Genomic DNA, 15,633 nt, shown 5'->3' on the forward strand with positions numbered 1-15,633 from the left:
TCTCGGCGGAATCCGAGGTTTCTGGAGCGAGCAATTGAAGGTTGGCGGCAGGCCTCGTAAAGAACCTGTGTGGAATTCTCGAGCCTGACAGCAATTTCCCCGGTCGACGGCCGGTACGCCAACAAGGTCGAGGGGCTTCGGCGCCTCGTTAGCGAGTTCGGTCTCATTCGCCATCGGGTGGAGGTCGAAGTGCGCTGGCTGGAGGCTCTCGCGGCCCATCCCGGCATACCCGAGGTCCCGCGCTTTGGTGAGGCCGAGAAGCAAATTCTCGAGCCGCTGATTCGCGATTTTGGCCTGGAACAAGCGTCTCGGGTGAAGGAGATCGAATCGACGACCAACCACGATGTCAAGGCTGTCGAATATTTCCTCAAGGAGGAAATCAACGGCGTCCCGGAACTCGATGCTGTTTCGGAGTTCATTCATTTCGCGTGCACATCAGAAGATATCAACAACCTTTCGTACGGACTGATGTTGCTCCGTGCTCGGGATGAGATCCTGATGCCGGCGATGGACGAGGTGATTGGTGACCTTCGACGTCTGGCAGAGGAGCATGCTGATCGTCCGATGCTCTCGCGCACCCATGGTCAACCCGCGACGCCGACGACGGTGGGCAAGGAGTTTGCCAATGTGGTTGCCCGACTGCAGCGCCAGAGAGAACAAGTCGCCGCAGTCGAATTGCTTGGTAAAATCAACGGGGCGGTTGGCAATTATAATGCGCATTTGATCGCCTACCCGGAAGTGGACTGGGAGGCTCTGGCGAAAAATTTGGTGGAGTCGCTCGGTTTGGTCTGGAATCCCTTCACGACGCAGATCGAACCCCATGATTGTATTGCGGAGCTTTTCGATGCCGTGCGCCGATTCAATATTATCCTGCTCGACCTTGATCGGGATCTGTGGAGCTATATTTCGATAGGCTATTTCAAACAGAGAACGGTTGCGGGGGAGGTCGGCTCATCGACGATGCCCCATAAGGTCAACCCGATCGATTTTGAGAACTCCGAAGGGAACCTCGGGATTGCAAACGCGTTGCTGGGGCATCTCGCCGAAAAGCTGCCGCTATCGCGTTGGCAACGTGATTTGACCGACTCGACGGTTTTGCGGAATCTGGGGACGGGTCTTGCACATTCGCTCATCGCCTATGGGGCGACCCGCAAGGGACTCGCCAAACTCGAAGCTGACGATGCTCGATTGGCGGCAGATCTGGACCGCAGCTGGGAGGTTCTCGCGGAGCCTATCCAGACCGTGATGCGGCGCTATGGTGTTGACCAGCCGTACGAGAAGCTGAAGGCGCTCACGCGGGGCAAGGCCATTGACGCGGCGACTTTGGCCGAGTTTATCGACGGCCTCGACGTTCCGGAAGAAGCGAAGGTGGAACTGCGCCAGCTCACACCGGCGACGTATTTGGGAAATGCTCGCGAGCAGGCGCGGCGACTCTAGCTGCCGGTTTTGGGAGCCAGAAAAAGAATATCGACAGGTGGCAACCCCGTCGATATCGGCGGATTCTCAATGCCGCTTCCATCGGTCGCCGAGAAAATCCGCAATCCGGAATCCTGAAAGCTGCGGTCGCTCAGCCAGATCGAATTATCTCTTGCCGAAAATTCGATATCGGTCAGAAAGGCATCGCTCTCGAAGATCGCTCGGCGCTCTTCACGCAGAGTCGTATCGATCTGCAGGACGAAATTGCGAAAATCTTCGTCCGTCGCAAGGGCCCACGCATTTCGACCATCGACGAGCACGAAGTCGTTGATATTTCGTTGGATATCATCTTCCGTGATCAGGATTCGGCTGCGGGCGAAGGTGTAGGGGTTGATGGTCTCGACACCCCCATCGCCAATGACCGAAAAACTACCGACCTGAGCGACGATAATATCTCCGGTGGATGGATCGAGAGGAAGTCCCCGGCTGGCGCCCAGGGGGTTTGTCCAAGTCAACCGAATCGGATCGATCCCGGGCGTCTCGGGGCGAGTGTCCACGGGCTGATCGGTTCGAGTATCGAAAACCACCAGAAGGCTTTCGTTGGTCGGTTCGAAGAAACGGTTTCTGTCCAGAAGCTGCAGGCTGACAAATAGCCGATCGTCGACCAGCGCCATCTGGTCCATTTCGGGTATGCCGTCGGCATCGGCGAACGAGGCGAGATCAATTTCACCAATCAGAAAGCCTTCGCAGTCGGGTCCGACCGAGGGGTTCACGATAGCGATCGAGGTCTCTTCGTATCGCGTCACATAGGCCTTGGTGGGCGAAACAAAAGCCATATCGTGGGGGTTGCTGCCGTTGCCCACGGAGCATTGAAAGGTCGTGGTCCAGCCCAGTGAAGGGTCGATCTTCTGGATATTGTCCGCACCGAAGCGATTGATCACAAACACTTCGCCCTGATAGGAGCGCGCAACCGCATCGCCATGGACCGGGCCGAGATCCGGCGCCACCTCGTTGGGGTTCTCGTTGGAGACGACCGCATAGGAGCCGGTCTCGAAGTCACCCGTGACGATGAAAGCAGACGGAGCACCCGAGGGAAGCACAGGGCCGGGTGCGATGCTGTCGTTGGCACCGCAACCTGCCCAAAGGCCGGAGACAAGCAGCATCCAGCAGGAGGCTCGATGCCACCAGAGGCCTCGTCTTGATTTCAATCCGAAGATTCCCATGACCAGTTTACTGTACCGAGAAAGGTGCGGCCGGGTAGGGGAAAACCGGAAACATCTTCGGTTTGGTTGTCGCTCAAATTACGCACCTCGAAGGTCGCTGTGAGCGGAGTCCATGGCAGAGTCCATGCGATCCCCAAGGAGTGGAGGAGGCGAGAAGCGACAAGGTCCTCGGGGCGATTGGCTCGCTTCAAATAGTTGCTGCCGATGAAGTTGAGCTCATAGAAAGGTTCCCAGTCTCGCCACCGGTAGCTGCTCCGAAAATATAGATCATCCCGGGGACGCCCCGGTAATTGATTGCCATCGATCCCCGTCGCGCCGCTGCGGTCGCGTGCATCCTGATAGGTGTAGTTCAGAGTGAGGCGGAGCTTCTCGAACAGGGTCGCTCGCATGGCAATTTCCGCGCCCAGTGTTTTGGCGCGTCCGACATTCTGCGGTACGGATCGATCCTGCGCCGTTCGGACCAAAACAATCAGGTCGTCGATATCGCTGAAGAATACCGCAGACTCGAAAGCAAGTTGGTCGAGAAAAGCCAGATCATAGAGGGACCATGCGAGACCGAAGTCTGTCTGCAACCCCTCTTCAGGTCGTAGCGACGGGTTGCCCGTGATGGAGCCGCGCTGACCGAAAAGCTCGATAAAGCTGGGGACTCGCCCGTAGTGACCGATATTGGCGCGGGCATCGAGACCGGGCAGAATTTGGAAGGCAACCCCGAGTTGGGGGGTGAAGAGGTTGAAAGTATCCGCGTCCGAGGGCTGGCTATAAGGGCCGAAGCCGGGCACGCTTCCGGCAAAGAAATTGCGGATAAATTCGTATCGCAATTGTACATCGAGAAGCAGGCGGTCCGAAAAGAATCCGAGAGTATCTCCAATCGCCAGGTTCATATGCAGGCGGCTTTGCCGATCATCACTGGCGTCGGGCTGAAGCTTGTTGTCGGGAGAAAAAGTTTCTCCGCTCAAGTCCACGCGGGCACCCAAATCATGGATATCCACGCGTCGTGTCGCGAAGAACTGGAGCCCCGAGGAAAGCGTTTGATTGTCCGTCTCAAGACGACTGCCGGCAACCTCGCCGAATGGATCCGAGAGCCCTTCTTTTTCGTAGACGAAATATCCGGTGGTGCGTAGATCGAATCCGCTTCCTGCGAGATCGGGTGCATCCAGACGGAGATAGTTCAGGCTTCGGAGGTCTTTGAGACGAACGGAGTCCGATTGGTGCGAGCCAATACCCGGCACGCCCTGCTCGTTGAAAAAGAACTCGCTGAGAAGGCTCAACTGGCCGATGGAGAGGCCATCGTAGGTCGCTTTGAGAAGAAGATCGCCAGAGTTGAAATCATTGTTTTTTCGGCGCGTCGTCTCGTCATCAAATGGGTTCAGGGGCGTCCCGTTATTATCGGGGAAAGGGAAATCACCCTCGGATCCAAGATAGGATCCGGTGATGAGTGCTCCCCAATCGCCGAAGCTCCCTGAGGCTGTCGCATTCGCTTTTCGGGTGCCGAAAGAACCTCCTCCGACCAGAGTCGAGAACGTCGATTTCTTGCCCGGTTCCCGGGTGAGCAAGTTTACGGTTCCACCAAGGGAGGCTGCACTGAAGGCCAGTGGTGTCGTACCGCGAAATACCTCGATCGCTTCGAGTGGGTCCAGCGGTAGATCGGCGAGGTTTACGGTTTCGCTACGGGCCCGGGTGAGGGGGATGCCATCCATGTAGATTCGCACCTGGCTTGGGGAGGATCCGCGAATGGAAACGGTCGAGAAGTCCCCCAGGCCGCCGTAGCGACGAACCTGAACGCCGACGGCATCTTCAAGGACGTCGGCGAGCGTTTTCATTTCCTCGACTTCAGTGGTGATTTCGATGATCGAGGCAAAGGCCGTGAGGTCAGGCAATCGGATCATGCGAGGTCCCGTGACCTCGATCGTTTCTATGTTTTCCTCGATCGATTCGCGTCGGCTGGCGCTATCCTGCGGGTCCACAGCGCCTGCGAGGGCGGGGAGGGCCAACAAAAGGATAGTGGATGCAAGGAAACCTCTCACGGACTGCCCGATCTACCAAGGGACTCCCGCAGTCGCAAAATCGAGAATGATCTTGCGGTGATTTCTCGCTAAACCACATCCATGGCTGACGAGATTGTGATCCGAGGGGCGCGCGAGCATAATCTCGCCGGCGTCGATTTGACGATACCGCGCAACCAACTCGTGGTCGTCACAGGGCTTTCGGGCTCGGGGAAGTCCTCGCTCGCTTTCGATACGATTTACGCGGAGGGGCAGCGCCGTTACGTCGAATCATTATCGGCCTATGCTCGGCAGTTTCTCGAGCAGATGCAGAAACCGGATGTCGACTCGATCGACGGCCTTTCGCCGGCGATTTCGATCGAGCAAAAGACAACTTCTCGTAACCCGCGTTCGACGGTGGGCACGGTCACCGAGATCTATGATTATTTGCGCCTGCTTTTTGCGAGGGTGGGCGTGCCGCATTGCTATGAATGCGAGAAACCGATCGCGTCGCAGACCGTCCAGCAAATCGTCGATCGTGTCCTCGACTGGGAGCCCGGAAGTCGGATTCATATTCTCGCGCCATTGGTACGTGATCGAAAAGGAGAATATCGAAAAGAACTTGCGGATCTTCAAAAGGCAGGATTTGCGCGAGTGCGTGTTGATGGTGAGATGCGCGAACTGGCCGAAGAAATTGTTCTCAAGAAGACGCACAAGCATACAATCGATGTGGTCGTGGACCGGCTTGTCGTCAAGAAGGGAATTGCGCAGCGCCTCGCCGATTCTCTGGAAACCGCATTGGGCTACGGTGGTGATGTTGTCACAGTCGAGCAGCAGGTTGAGAAAAACGGCCCGGTAGAAGAACACGTTTTTTCGCAGAAGCTCGCTTGTCCCGATTGCGGCATCTCCTATCCGGAGATCGAGCCGAGGACGTTCTCGTTCAACAGCCCGCACGGGGCTTGCCCCGATTGTTCGGGGTTGGGTGTGGAGTGGGTTTTCGACGAGGATCGTGTGGTTCCTGACGAGACGCTTTCGCTGAACAAGGGCGCTATCGCTCCGTGGGCTCGCAAGGCGGAGACCTACAAATCTCTACTGACGGCTTTGGCCAAGCATTTGAAGATTTCCCTCGATACGCCGTGGGAAGATCTGCCGGCAGCGGCTCGTGAGAAGATCCTTCGTGGCACGGGCAAGACGCCGATCGATGTCACCTATGCTCGTCGCCGCACGAGCCGTCCGTTCGAAGGGGTTCTCCGGAATCTGGAGCGGCTTTATCTGCAGACCGAATCCAACTTGCGCCGTGAAGAGCTGGGCACCTATCGCAGCGAGCGGCCCTGTCAGGGCTGTAGCGGGGCGCGGCTGAAGCGTCATGCTCTGTTTATTCGATTGGGGGAAAAGTCGATTGCGGATTTGACCTCGCTCTCGATTGACGAAGCGCGAGTTTTTTTCCGGGATATCAAACTCGACAAACAGCAAATGCAGATCGCGCGGCTGATTCTCAAGGAGATTCAGGAGCGTCTCGGCTTCCTGTGTGATGTGGGCCTGACCTATCTCAGCCTGGATCGTGGTGCGGGGACATTATCGGGTGGTGAAGGGCAACGAATCCGACTGGCAACCCAGATTGGTTCTTCTCTCGTCGGCGTTCTCTATGTTCTGGACGAGCCCTCAATCGGCCTTCACCAAAGAGATAACGCGCGCCTGCTCACAACCCTGCAGCGGCTGCGCGACTTGGGGAATTCGGTTCTCGTAGTCGAGCACGATCGGGACACCATGGAAGCTGCCGACCATCTGATCGATATGGGGCCCGGAGCCGGCCGTCTCGGCGGTCTGGTGGTCGCGCAAGGCTCGCCGCCGGAAGTGGCGGCGATTCCTGAAAGTCTCACGGGACAATATCTGCGAGGCGATCGCGAGGTGCCGGTACCGATCGTTCGCCGTCCCGGGACCGGTCTCTTTCTGAAGATTTGCGGTGCTCGGCAGAATAACCTGCATAATCTCGATGTGGAGATTCCTCTCGGGACGTTGACCTGTGTGACCGGTGTATCGGGTTCGGGAAAATCGTCACTGGTGATCGATACACTCTGGGCCTCTCTGTCGCGACGCCTCTACAAGAGCAAGGAGACAGTGGGCGAGCATGATTCGGTCGAGGGCTGGCAGTGGTTGGACAAGGTCGTGGATATCGACCAGGCGCCGATCGGTCGTACCCCGAGGTCCAACCCTGCGACCTATACCGGGCTCTTCGGGCCGATTCGAGACCTCTTTGCCCAGCTTCCAGAGGCTCGGATGCGGGGCTATGAGCCGGGGCGCTTCTCGTTCAATGTGAAAGGCGGCCGATGCGAGGCCTGCGCTGGCGATGGTCTGATCAAGATCGAGATGCACTTTCTCCCCGACGTCTACGTGACCTGCGAAGTTTGTCAGGGACGGCGGTATAATCGCGAGACGTTGGAGGTTCTCTACAAGGGAAAGTCGATCGCCGACGTTCTCGAGATGACCGTGGCGGAGGCCCTCGATTTTCTGCAGGCTGTGCCGGCGTGCCGCAAGAAGCTCGAAACCCTTCGGGATGTCGGTTTGGATTATATCCATCTGGGCCAGTCGGCGACGACGCTCTCGGGCGGAGAGGCGCAACGGATCAAGCTATCCAAGGAGCTCTCGCGCCGTGCGACAGGAAAGACGCTTTATATTCTCGACGAGCCGACCACCGGGATGCATTTTGAAGATATTCGTCGCTTGCTCGAGGTCTTGCATCGTCTCGTCGGTGACGGAAATACCGTGGTGGTTATCGAGCACAATCTGGATGTCATCAAGACAGCCGACCATCTGGTCGATCTCGGCCCGGAAGGCGGCAACGGGGGGGGGCAGATCGTGGCCGTCGGAACACCGGAGGAGGTGGCCGCGTGTGCTGCTTCGTTCACCGGACAACATCTCGCGCCCCTTTTGCCCGCGGTCGCGAAGAAAAAAGCCCCTCGCAAGGCAAAGAAGAAGCGTGCTCCCAAAAAACCGGCTTCTGCCTGAAGGGTTTTATCGACTCGTCGGCAATGGTAGCGTCATCCCATGAGGCGCTCCCTGACACCAGTCTATGCGGTACTGACGACGATTTTGGTGTCGGCATTTCTGGTCGCCTGCAGCGCCGAGAAGAGTCGCCGAAGCTCGGATCCTTTCGATGATCCTTTTTTCAGTAGCGGGTTTGCGGGCGAGAGCGGGTTGGACAGCTTTCTTGCGGAGCCGGCGCCGAATGTTGGATGGCTTTCCGAGGGTGGCGAGCAGTCGCCCGAGGAGCGCATGATTCGAATGCATGGGGATCCGATCTGGGGTTCCGAGGAACAACCAGAATCGGATTTCGTTTCGACCAAGGAACGTCCCTTCATGGAGAAGGCTCAGGAAGCCACCATGGCTACGATGAGCGTTCTGGTCGGCGTGGGTATGGCTGCCTTGCCGTTTTTGCTCGCCGCGCTCTGATTGGTCGCCGGATCTCTTTACTGCAACTCCTTGCGCAAAAAGATCGTCGCGCTCAGGACTCGGTGGGGCGGATGATCCCGCCGCGCAGTCTCTCCAGATACGCATCTTTTTGGCGATTCACGACGCCTGCGAGCAGCAGCATTCCGACGAGGTTCGGGAAGGCCAATGCGAGCAGCATCAAGTCGGAAAAATCGAGGACATTGGCGACGCTGACCACCGGACCGATCGCTGCAAAAAAAACGTAGACCACCCGGTAGGGCAAAATACCTGCTTTTCCGAACAGGAACTCGCTCGCCCGTTCCCCATAATAGCTCCAGGCAATCATGGTCGAATAGGCGAAGACAAAGACGGCGAGGACCAGAAGATATTCGGCAGCCTGGCTCAGGGTTCCGAAAGCTCGCGCTGTCAGGACCGCGCCCTCCGTCCAGTTCATTGCCTGACCAGGTTCGGCGACACCGGTCAGCAAAATCGTGAGTGCGGTCAGGGTACAGATGAAAATCGTATCGATAAAAGGACCGATCATCGCGACGACGCCCTCTCGCACGGGCTCATCGGTGCGAGCTGCCGCATGTGCGATCGAGGCTGAGCCCATGCCGGCTTCGTTGGAGAAGGCCGCACGCCGGACCCCTTGAATAAAGACGCCAAGAAATCCTCCGTAGGCTGCTGCCGGGGTGAAGGCCTGGGTTACGATGTCCCCGAGCAAGCCGGGTACGGCTGACAGGTTCAGCAGGATGATCAAGACACAGACGCCCGCGTAGGAAAGGCACATGGCAGGAACAAGTCGCGAGGTGACGTCCCCAATTCGGCGGATCCCTCCAATAATGACCGCACCGACAAGAACGGCGTAGAAGGCCCCTGCGAACCAGGGCGCCATGGGCGAGTTCGACAGGCTGGGGATAACTTCGCCGGCGATCGCGAAGCTCATTTTCCCCTGAAATAAATTCCCGCCGCCGAAGGAAGCGAGAATACAGAGGACGGCGTAAAGAGCGCCGAGAAAGGTACCGACCCATCCCAGCTTGGGGAAGTTCTCCCGGATGCCGACTCGCAGGTAGACCATGGGTCCACCCAGAACATGGCCGCGATCGTCGACGTTGCGGTAGATCTGGGCGAGTGTGCTCGAGGAGAATTTCAAGCTCATGCCGAAGAAAGCAACGACCCACATCCACAGGATGGCGCCAGGGCCACCGGCGGCAATCGCGACAGCAACCCCGGCGATATTGCCCAAGCCAACGGTCGCCGAAAGTGCGGAGGTCAGCGCACTGAAATGACTGATCTCGCCCGGATCATCCGGGTCATCATAGCGGCCTCGAATACAGTCGATACTATGTTTGAAGAGCCTTACGTGGATGAATCCGTAGCGCACGGTGAAAAAGACCCCTCCGGCGATCAGAACCAGAAGAATCAGGGGAATGCCCAGAATGAAATCGGCAAACAGGACCGGAGAGACGATCTGGTTGAAGATGCCGAATACGCTGTCGAGACGATCTTGGAAGCCCATGGCGAAGGCCTAGCCGGTTTTCGAATCTGCTTCCAGAAGAGCGCGATTCTGGTACATATTTAAGAATGCTCGATAATAGCGAAGCGATCGGTGTTCCCGAACAGCCAGTTGAGGCCCCTGCCGAGGAGCGGCAACTGCAGGAAAAGCAGCGTCTGGCAGCCTCTTTCCGAATCTTTGCCCGGCGTGGTTTCGACGAGGGGGCCGCGGGACATATTACGGTTCGTGACCCGGTGGCCCCGGAAACTTTCTGGGTGAACCCCTTTGGACTCCACTTCTCGAAAATTCGAGTTTCGGATTTGATTCGTGTCGATCACGCGGGCGAAATTGTCGAAGGGCAGGGTTTCCTCAATCAGGCAGCCTTCGCGATCCACTCGCGCATCCATGCCGCGCGCCCGGATGTTCATGCGGCCGCGCATTCTCACTCGATGTTCGGCAAGACGTGGTCGTCCCTCGGTCGACTGCTGGACCCCATCAGTCAGGACTCCTGCGCCTTCTACGAGGATCATGCGCTTTTCGACGACTTCAGGGGCGTGGTTCTTGACCCGGCGGAGGGAGATCGGATCGGCGCTGCCTTGGGGGATTGCAAGGCTGTCATTCTCCAGAACCATGGTCTTCTTACCGTTGGTGGGCACGTCGGCTCGGCTGTCTTCTGGTATCTTCTGCTGGAGCGCAGTTGTGAGTCGCAACTCATGGCCGAGGCGGCGGGCACGCCGACGTTGATTCGCCCTGAGGCTGCACGCCTCACCTGCGAACAAATCGGCAGTGAGACAGCGGGGGTATTCAGTTTCGAGGGGCTCTACCAGCAACTGGCCACAGAAGAGCCGGACCTGCTCGACTGATTTTTTTGCGGCGACGGAGCGAGATTTGATCCGGCCCGATCTTGGGGTCCGCCTCAGCCGGCCGGCTTCTCGGAGTTCTTCCGGGATTCGAGCTCTTCCCATCGGTTCATCTTCTCGAGCAAGCGTTCCTGCTCCTCGGCGAGTTCGGCTTGAAGAATTTTGATCGCCTCTCCGCCTTTTTTATAGGTCTCGGGGTCGGCCAGTCGGGCCTCGAGGTCATGGATGCGACCTTCGTCAATCTCGACCGAGGCTAGAATTGCTTCAAGTTCCCGTTCTTCCTTGAAGCTTAATTTTTTGGCTCGGGTTGGTGTTTTGGCGATCGCAGGCTTGGGGCTGGACGCGCCGGATTTCGCCTTGGCCCGCGTCGGCAGCGCCGCCTTCCTTTCCCGATATTCGGAGTAGTTTCCTGCGTGTAATTCCACCCGGCCGTTCCCCTCGAAAGCGAGGATCGATGTCGCAATTCGGTCGAGGAACCAGCGGTCATGGCTCACCACCAGAGCGCTCCCGGCATAGTTGAGCAGCATTTCTTCGAGAGCCGCCAGTGTCGTTGTATCAAGATCGTTGGTCGGTTCATCGAGAAGAAGCAAGTTGGATTCATCGGCGAGCAGGCGAGCCAGACAAACACGTGCGCGTTCGCCTCCGGAAAGAGTCCCGATCCGGGAGCGCTGCTGGTGCCGATCGAAGAGAAAGCGCTCGAGGTAGGCGGCAATTCCCAGAGATTCGCTTCCCAGCTTCACCTGCTGGCGGTCGTTGCTGAGGGTTTCGTAGATCGTTTCGGCAGGTTCGAGGCCACCGCGATTCTGATCCAGGTAGCCGATGCGGGTATTGGTGCCGATCGTCAGCGATCCCGAGGCTGGCGAGATTTCCTCGAGGATGGTGAGAAAGAGAGAGGTTTTTCCGGTACCATTTGGTCCCACAATTCCGATACGTTCACCCGCACCCAGGGCGAAGGTGAGATCCGACACCAGATCCTTGCCGTCGCGATGGATATCCATCGCGGCGACTTCGAGAATGGTTTTGCCCAAACGTCGACTCTGCGCCTGCATTTCGATTTTCTTCTGCTTTTCAGGACCGGCCTGATCGCGGATATTTTCGACTCGATCGATACGAGCTTTTTGCTTTGTGGTCCGGGCCTGCGGAGAGCGGCGCAGCCATTCCAGCTCGCGTCGGAGAAAGTTTTGCCGATTTTTTTCTGTACGTTCCTCGTGCGCGGCGCGCTCGGCGCGAGCTTCGAGATATGCGACATAGCCTCCGGCGTAGCTGTTGATCTTGCCGGCATGAATTTCCAGAGTCCGGTCGGTCACATTCTCGAGGACTCGGCGATCGTGAGTGATCAGGAGCAAGGCCCCGCGAAAGCGATTACGGAGATAGTCCTCGAGCCACTCGATGGTGGTGATATCGAGATGGTTGGTTGGTTCGTCAAGAATTGCGAGATCGGGAGCATCGACCAGAATTCGTGCGAGTGCCACACGTCGGCGCTCACCTCCACTCAGGGTATCTACCCTGCGGCTGGAATCGTCGATTCCGAGGTTCCCGAGAATGGCCTCGGCCTCATGCAGGCGTTCCCAGCCCCCCTCACGTTCGATCTCGTCGGCGGCTGAGGCCTGCTGACGGATCAGGTCCTCGATTTTGTCGGCGGCATCGGGGTGGGCCATCGCCTCGGTGACGGCATCGTGTCGATTCCTCGCCGCCGTCCATCGAACGAGACTTTCCGATACGACTTCCAGGACAGTGCTTCCCGCAGTCAGAACCGGTTCCTGCTCGAGATAATCAATCCGCGTTCCTCGGGATTGGGCCAAGGTCCCGCTATCGGGTTTCTCCCGGCCGGAAAGAATACGTCCGAGAGTACTTTTCCCGCTACCGTTGTTGCCCACCAAGCCGACTCGCTCGCCTTCGTCGATAGTCATTGCGGCGTTGGCCAAAATGGTTTGTTGGTCGTAGCTCCGATCGATCTCGCGGGCATCCAGTACGGGCATCAGGCCTCAGCTTCTAGCGGAATCGCGGCGAGATTGCCGGAGGTGTCGCTGAACGCGTTGCCGATACCCGCGCGACAACTGCGTGGTGATCGGACCCGGGGCTATTTTTGTCAGGGCTTTCCCGTCAAGGCTGGCAACCGGCAGGATCTCGATCACGCTTCCGGTCAGGAAGATCTCGGATGCTCGGTCCAGCCGGTCGGCTTCGATCGGAACCTCGCGGATGCGAAGTTCGGCCTTTTTCGCCAATTCGAGTACAATTTGGCGCGTAATGCCCGGCAGGCAACCAGCTTCCAGTGGTGGGGTGTGGAGGGTTCGTCCGAATATGGCAAAGACATTGCTCGTGGTCGCTTCACTGATCCGACCGTCCGCCTCGACATAGATCGCCTCATAGGCTCCAGTTCGAGCCGCCGCCATCCGCCCTTGAACCGCCGCGGCATAGCTGGTGGTTTTATGGCCCGTGACCACACTTTGCCCGCCGTTTCCGAAGGGCAGGCGAATGACGGAGACCCCCGTCCTGCGCTGGACGACCAGTTCCTCGGGGATGGTTCGCGCGGTAACGAGCAAGGTGGGGGACAGGTCGTTCGGGGGGATCAAGCCTTCGCCCACTCCGCGAGTCACCGTGATCCGAACGGCGGCGTCGGTGAGTGCACAGGCGTCGGAGAGTTCGGCGATCGCGTCCTCCAGCCTGTTTTCCGGGTGAGGTAGCCCGAGTCGATCGAGGCTATGTTGCAAGCGCTTGCGATGCCGTCGCCAAAGAAAGGGTCGTCCTCCATAAAGTCGCACGGTCTCGAATACGGCGTCACCGTATAAAAAGCCTCGGTCAAAAATCGATAGGCGGGCATCGCGGGCGCGTATGATTTTCCCGTTCAGCCAGACGCGGGCGGAGGTTTTCAAGAGTTGGCTCCGCTGGCGGGCTTCGCCGTCTTGAGATCGATCGCTCGAAGAAATGCCTCAGCTTTGACCCACATTTCTTCGTACTCATTTTCAGGAACAGAGTCGGCGACGATCCCGCAACCAGCGTGGTAGGTGAATCGACCGTCCCGAGCCCATGCGGTCCGAATCAGGATACTCGAATCGAAATCTCGGGGGGAGCGAAAGGCGAAGAAGGATCCAGTGAAAACTTCGCGAGGCTGTTCTTCGAGTTCGGCGATAATTTCCGTTGCTCGAATTTTGGGCGTTCCGGTAATTGAGCCGCCCGGGAAAGTCGCCCTCAGGATGGCTGCCAAATTCGCATCGGGGCGGAGTTGGCCTTCGACTGTCGACACCAGATGGTGGACGGTCGTCCAGGATTCGACGCGCAGAAGCGAGGGGACGTCGATGCTGCCTCGAGCACAGATGCGGCCCAGATCGTTCCGCTCCAGATCGACCACCATGATATTCTCGGCGCGCTCCTTGGGATCTTCCCGAAGCTCTTTGGCGAGAGCTCGGTCGCGCGATTTGTCGAGAGAGCGAGGCCGCGTTCCCTTGATTGGCTCGGTCAGAATCGTGTCGCCTCGGACCCTGAGAAACCTCTCGGGAGAGTTGGAGAGAAGTTCGAATTCGGGTGTTGCGAAATAAAGGCCGAAGGGCACTGGCTGAGCATTCTGCAGCCGCTCGAAGACTTCGAGACCGGACAGGGTGCTTTCGACGACGAAGCGACTCGCAAGGTTCATCTGGTAGATGTCTCCGGCGGCGATGTAGTCGAGTGCTCGCGAAACGGCTCTGAGGTATCGGGTTTTATCCGGCCATTCGCATAGTTCGCTCTCGAAGATTTGGCCCGCAGCGTCCTCCTCGGAGGATGGCTCCTGAAGAGCTGCTTCCAGCTCGGCCACGATCGGAGCGAGGTTGTCGCCAAAGGCGGTGATGGTGCAGAGATCGTTGGTGGCTCTCGGGTCTTGTCGGCAGACGAGAACGCATGCGAATTGTGCAAAATGGGCAAGCGGCAACGGATCTTCCGTAGCCGCCCCACAGGCTAGCCGCGCTTCTATCCGGGAGGCGAAATCGAAAGCGAGAAATCCGAAGGTCCGCGGCGGGGCCGAGGGCAACTCTTCGGTGACAGACCCCTCGCGCACGAACTCGGAGATGAGCTCCAGAGGGTGCTCGGAAAAACGAGAAGCTTCACGCCCTCGGCGGATCTCTGTTCGCCCATCTTGTCGGACCGTCAGTTGCGCGGTCGGCCGGAAGGCCATAAGACTCTCTCGGTCGCTCCCCTGATTCAGCCATAATGCACGACGCCCGTGCTGTTTCTGAATCAAACGAAACAGTCGAGAGGCGGGAAATTTTTCTTTGAGTCGGATTTTATCCATGAGCACGTGCTCGCCAGCTTCAGAAAAGCCGGATCCTTCCTGTTTTGGGATAGCGCTTTGAACGCTTCGGTTCATCTCCTGCGCAAAGCGCTCCCTGCCGTGGTGCATCTGGAGACTCGGATTGACCCCAATCACAGGTCGGCAGCGATATTGGGGACAGAGCGGGCAGGTACCGGAGTGGTTCTGACCTCCTGTGGCGGGCTGATTCTGACCGCGTATTATCTGCTTATCGGAGCCGACCGGGTCCAGGTCCAATGCCCTGATGGGCGCCGCGTGGAAGGACGTGTTTTCGGAATCGACTACGCTTCGGGGCTGGGGATCGTTGCTCCCGAGGAGAGCGGTCTCGATGCCCTCTCGCTGTCCCCGGGAGGTCTCGCACAACGTGGGAGCGAAGCCTTTGTCGTCGCGAGTGTGGGAGAGGAGCGTCGGGTGGCCTCCGGGTTCGTCACCAGCACCAGCCCCTTTGACGCCTTATGGGAGTTTGCTCTCGATCCCGCGATATATTTCTCGGCTCCGAACCCGGGTCTCGGTGGGGGACCGCTGCTGGATCGTCAGGGCGGCGTTCTGGGTATTGCCGCTCTCTCCATGGCTCATGCCGGCCGGCCTACGGTGGTCTTCCCGGGTGCGGGTTCTCTGGCGATGATCGATGCTATCGAGAGAGACGGTGTCTATCGAACACCGCAGTCACAAGGGTGGCTCGGGATGACCTGTTTGATGGTAGGAAATCATCTTGCTGTGGCCGGGATCTTCCCGGAAAGTCCTGCCGCGGCAGGGGGCTTGATCCCGGGTGATTCGATCCTGCTTCTTCAGGGCCATGCGGTTGCGAATAGGATCGATTTGTATCAGCGCCTTCGCGCCGAGCGCCCCGGTGCCGCACTGCGTTTTCGGGTCCGGCGAGGCGGGGAGGTCGTCGAACTGTCGATCGAGGCGGGCGCGGTGGAGACCTACTTCGCCTGAAGGGGGA

General features: G+C 58.4%; 11 protein-coding genes. 5 read left to right on the forward strand and 6 right to left on the reverse strand.

Features of this window, described 5'->3' with window-relative positions; all coding sequences use genetic code 11:
* The first annotated feature begins 69 nt into the window (after positions 1 to 69).
* Positions 70 to 1,437, forward strand: a complete 1,368-nt coding sequence (purB, locus tag P8K07_14165; protein MDG1959663.1) for an adenylosuccinate lyase — start codon at positions 70 to 72, stop codon at positions 1,435 to 1,437.
* On the opposite strand, the gene P8K07_14170 is transcribed toward purB, so the two are convergent.
* Both P8K07_14170 and P8K07_14175 read right to left on the reverse strand, forming a co-directional pair.
* A complete protein-coding gene (locus P8K07_14170) occupies positions 1,434 to 2,624 on the reverse strand; it encodes a hypothetical protein (GenBank protein MDG1959664.1) in 1,191 nt (396 codons plus the stop codon). The two genes, purB and P8K07_14170, sit on opposite strands and share 4 nt — an antisense overlap.
* The gene (locus tag P8K07_14175) at positions 2,621 to 4,663 is read right to left on the reverse strand and encodes a TonB-dependent receptor (protein ID MDG1959665.1); all 2,043 of its coding nucleotides are present in this window, start codon (positions 4,661 to 4,663) and stop codon (positions 2,621 to 2,623) included. Before P8K07_14175 ends, P8K07_14170 begins: the two co-directional genes overlap by 4 nt.
* An 81-nt stretch (positions 4,664 to 4,744) precedes the next feature.
* Here P8K07_14175 and uvrA point away from each other — a divergent pair, with 81 nt between their 5' ends.
* Together uvrA and P8K07_14185 are read left to right on the forward strand one after the other, a co-directional pair.
* On the forward strand, positions 4,745 to 7,627 hold the full coding sequence (gene uvrA / locus P8K07_14180; protein MDG1959666.1) for an excinuclease ABC subunit UvrA: 2,883 nt from the start codon (positions 4,745 to 4,747) through the stop codon (positions 7,625 to 7,627).
* A gap of 39 nt (positions 7,628 to 7,666) precedes the next feature.
* On the forward strand, positions 7,667 to 8,071 hold the full coding sequence (locus P8K07_14185; GenBank protein ID MDG1959667.1) for a hypothetical protein: 405 nt from the start codon (positions 7,667 to 7,669) through the stop codon (positions 8,069 to 8,071).
* A gap of 52 nt (positions 8,072 to 8,123) precedes the next feature.
* Here the strand turns inward: P8K07_14185 and P8K07_14190 are convergent, their stop codons facing one another.
* On the reverse strand, positions 8,124 to 9,569 hold the full coding sequence (locus P8K07_14190) for an amino acid carrier protein (GenBank protein MDG1959668.1): 1,446 nt from the start codon (positions 9,567 to 9,569) through the stop codon (positions 8,124 to 8,126).
* Positions 9,570 to 9,634: 65 nt separating this feature from the next.
* On the opposite strand from P8K07_14190, the gene P8K07_14195 reads away from it, so the two are divergent.
* Positions 9,635 to 10,408 carry a class II aldolase/adducin family protein gene (locus tag P8K07_14195; protein MDG1959669.1) on the forward strand — a complete coding sequence of 258 codons (774 nt, stop codon included), beginning with the start codon at positions 9,635 to 9,637 and terminating at the stop codon, positions 10,406 to 10,408.
* Between the two features lie 53 nt (positions 10,409 to 10,461).
* On the opposite strand, the gene P8K07_14200 is transcribed toward P8K07_14195, so the two are convergent.
* From P8K07_14200 to P8K07_14210, 3 genes are read right to left on the reverse strand one after another with little or no spacing between them, the layout of a single operon-like run.
* Complete coding sequence (locus P8K07_14200) at positions 10,462 to 12,384, reverse strand: ABC-F family ATP-binding cassette domain-containing protein (protein ID MDG1959670.1); 1,923 nt, start codon at positions 12,382 to 12,384, stop codon at positions 10,462 to 10,464.
* A 6-nt stretch (positions 12,385 to 12,390) separates the two neighbouring features.
* Positions 12,391 to 13,278 carry an aminotransferase class IV gene (locus tag P8K07_14205; protein MDG1959671.1) on the reverse strand — a complete coding sequence of 296 codons (888 nt, stop codon included), beginning with the start codon at positions 13,276 to 13,278 and terminating at the stop codon, positions 12,391 to 12,393.
* Positions 13,275 to 14,669: an anthranilate synthase component I family protein gene (locus P8K07_14210; protein MDG1959672.1), complete on the reverse strand. Its 1,395-nt coding sequence runs from the start codon at positions 14,667 to 14,669 to the stop codon at positions 13,275 to 13,277. The genes P8K07_14205 and P8K07_14210 overlap by 4 nt, the downstream gene beginning before the upstream one ends.
* A 57-nt stretch (positions 14,670 to 14,726) precedes the next feature.
* Between P8K07_14210 and P8K07_14215 the strand changes: the two genes are divergently transcribed.
* On the forward strand, positions 14,727 to 15,626 hold the full coding sequence (locus tag P8K07_14215; protein MDG1959673.1) for a S1C family serine protease: 900 nt from the start codon (positions 14,727 to 14,729) through the stop codon (positions 15,624 to 15,626).
* Positions 15,627 to 15,633 lie beyond the last annotated feature (7 nt).

The organism is Candidatus Binatia bacterium, from assembly GCA_029248525.1.
Taxonomy (GTDB): Bacteria; Desulfobacterota; Binatia; order UBA12015; family UBA12015; genus UBA12015.

What these genes read in the sequence shown, in the direction of transcription:
- uvrA (MDG1959666.1), top strand. Translation starts at nt 4,745, where the DNA reads ATGGCTGACGAGATTGTGATCCGAGGGGCGCGCGAGCATAATCTCGCC.
- P8K07_14185 (MDG1959667.1), top strand. Translation starts at nt 7,667, where the DNA reads ATGAGGCGCTCCCTGACACCAGTCTATGCGGTACTGACGACGATTTTG.
- P8K07_14190 (MDG1959668.1), bottom strand. Translation starts at nt 9,569, where the DNA reads ATGGGCTTCCAAGATCGTCTCGACAGCGTATTCGGCATCTTCAACCAG.
- P8K07_14195 (MDG1959669.1), top strand. Translation starts at nt 9,635, where the DNA reads ATGCTCGATAATAGCGAAGCGATCGGTGTTCCCGAACAGCCAGTTGAG.
- P8K07_14200 (MDG1959670.1), bottom strand. Translation starts at nt 12,384, where the DNA reads ATGCCCGTACTGGATGCCCGCGAGATCGATCGGAGCTACGACCAACAA.
- P8K07_14210 (MDG1959672.1), bottom strand. Translation starts at nt 14,669, where the DNA reads ATGGATAAAATCCGACTCAAAGAAAAATTTCCCGCCTCTCGACTGTTT.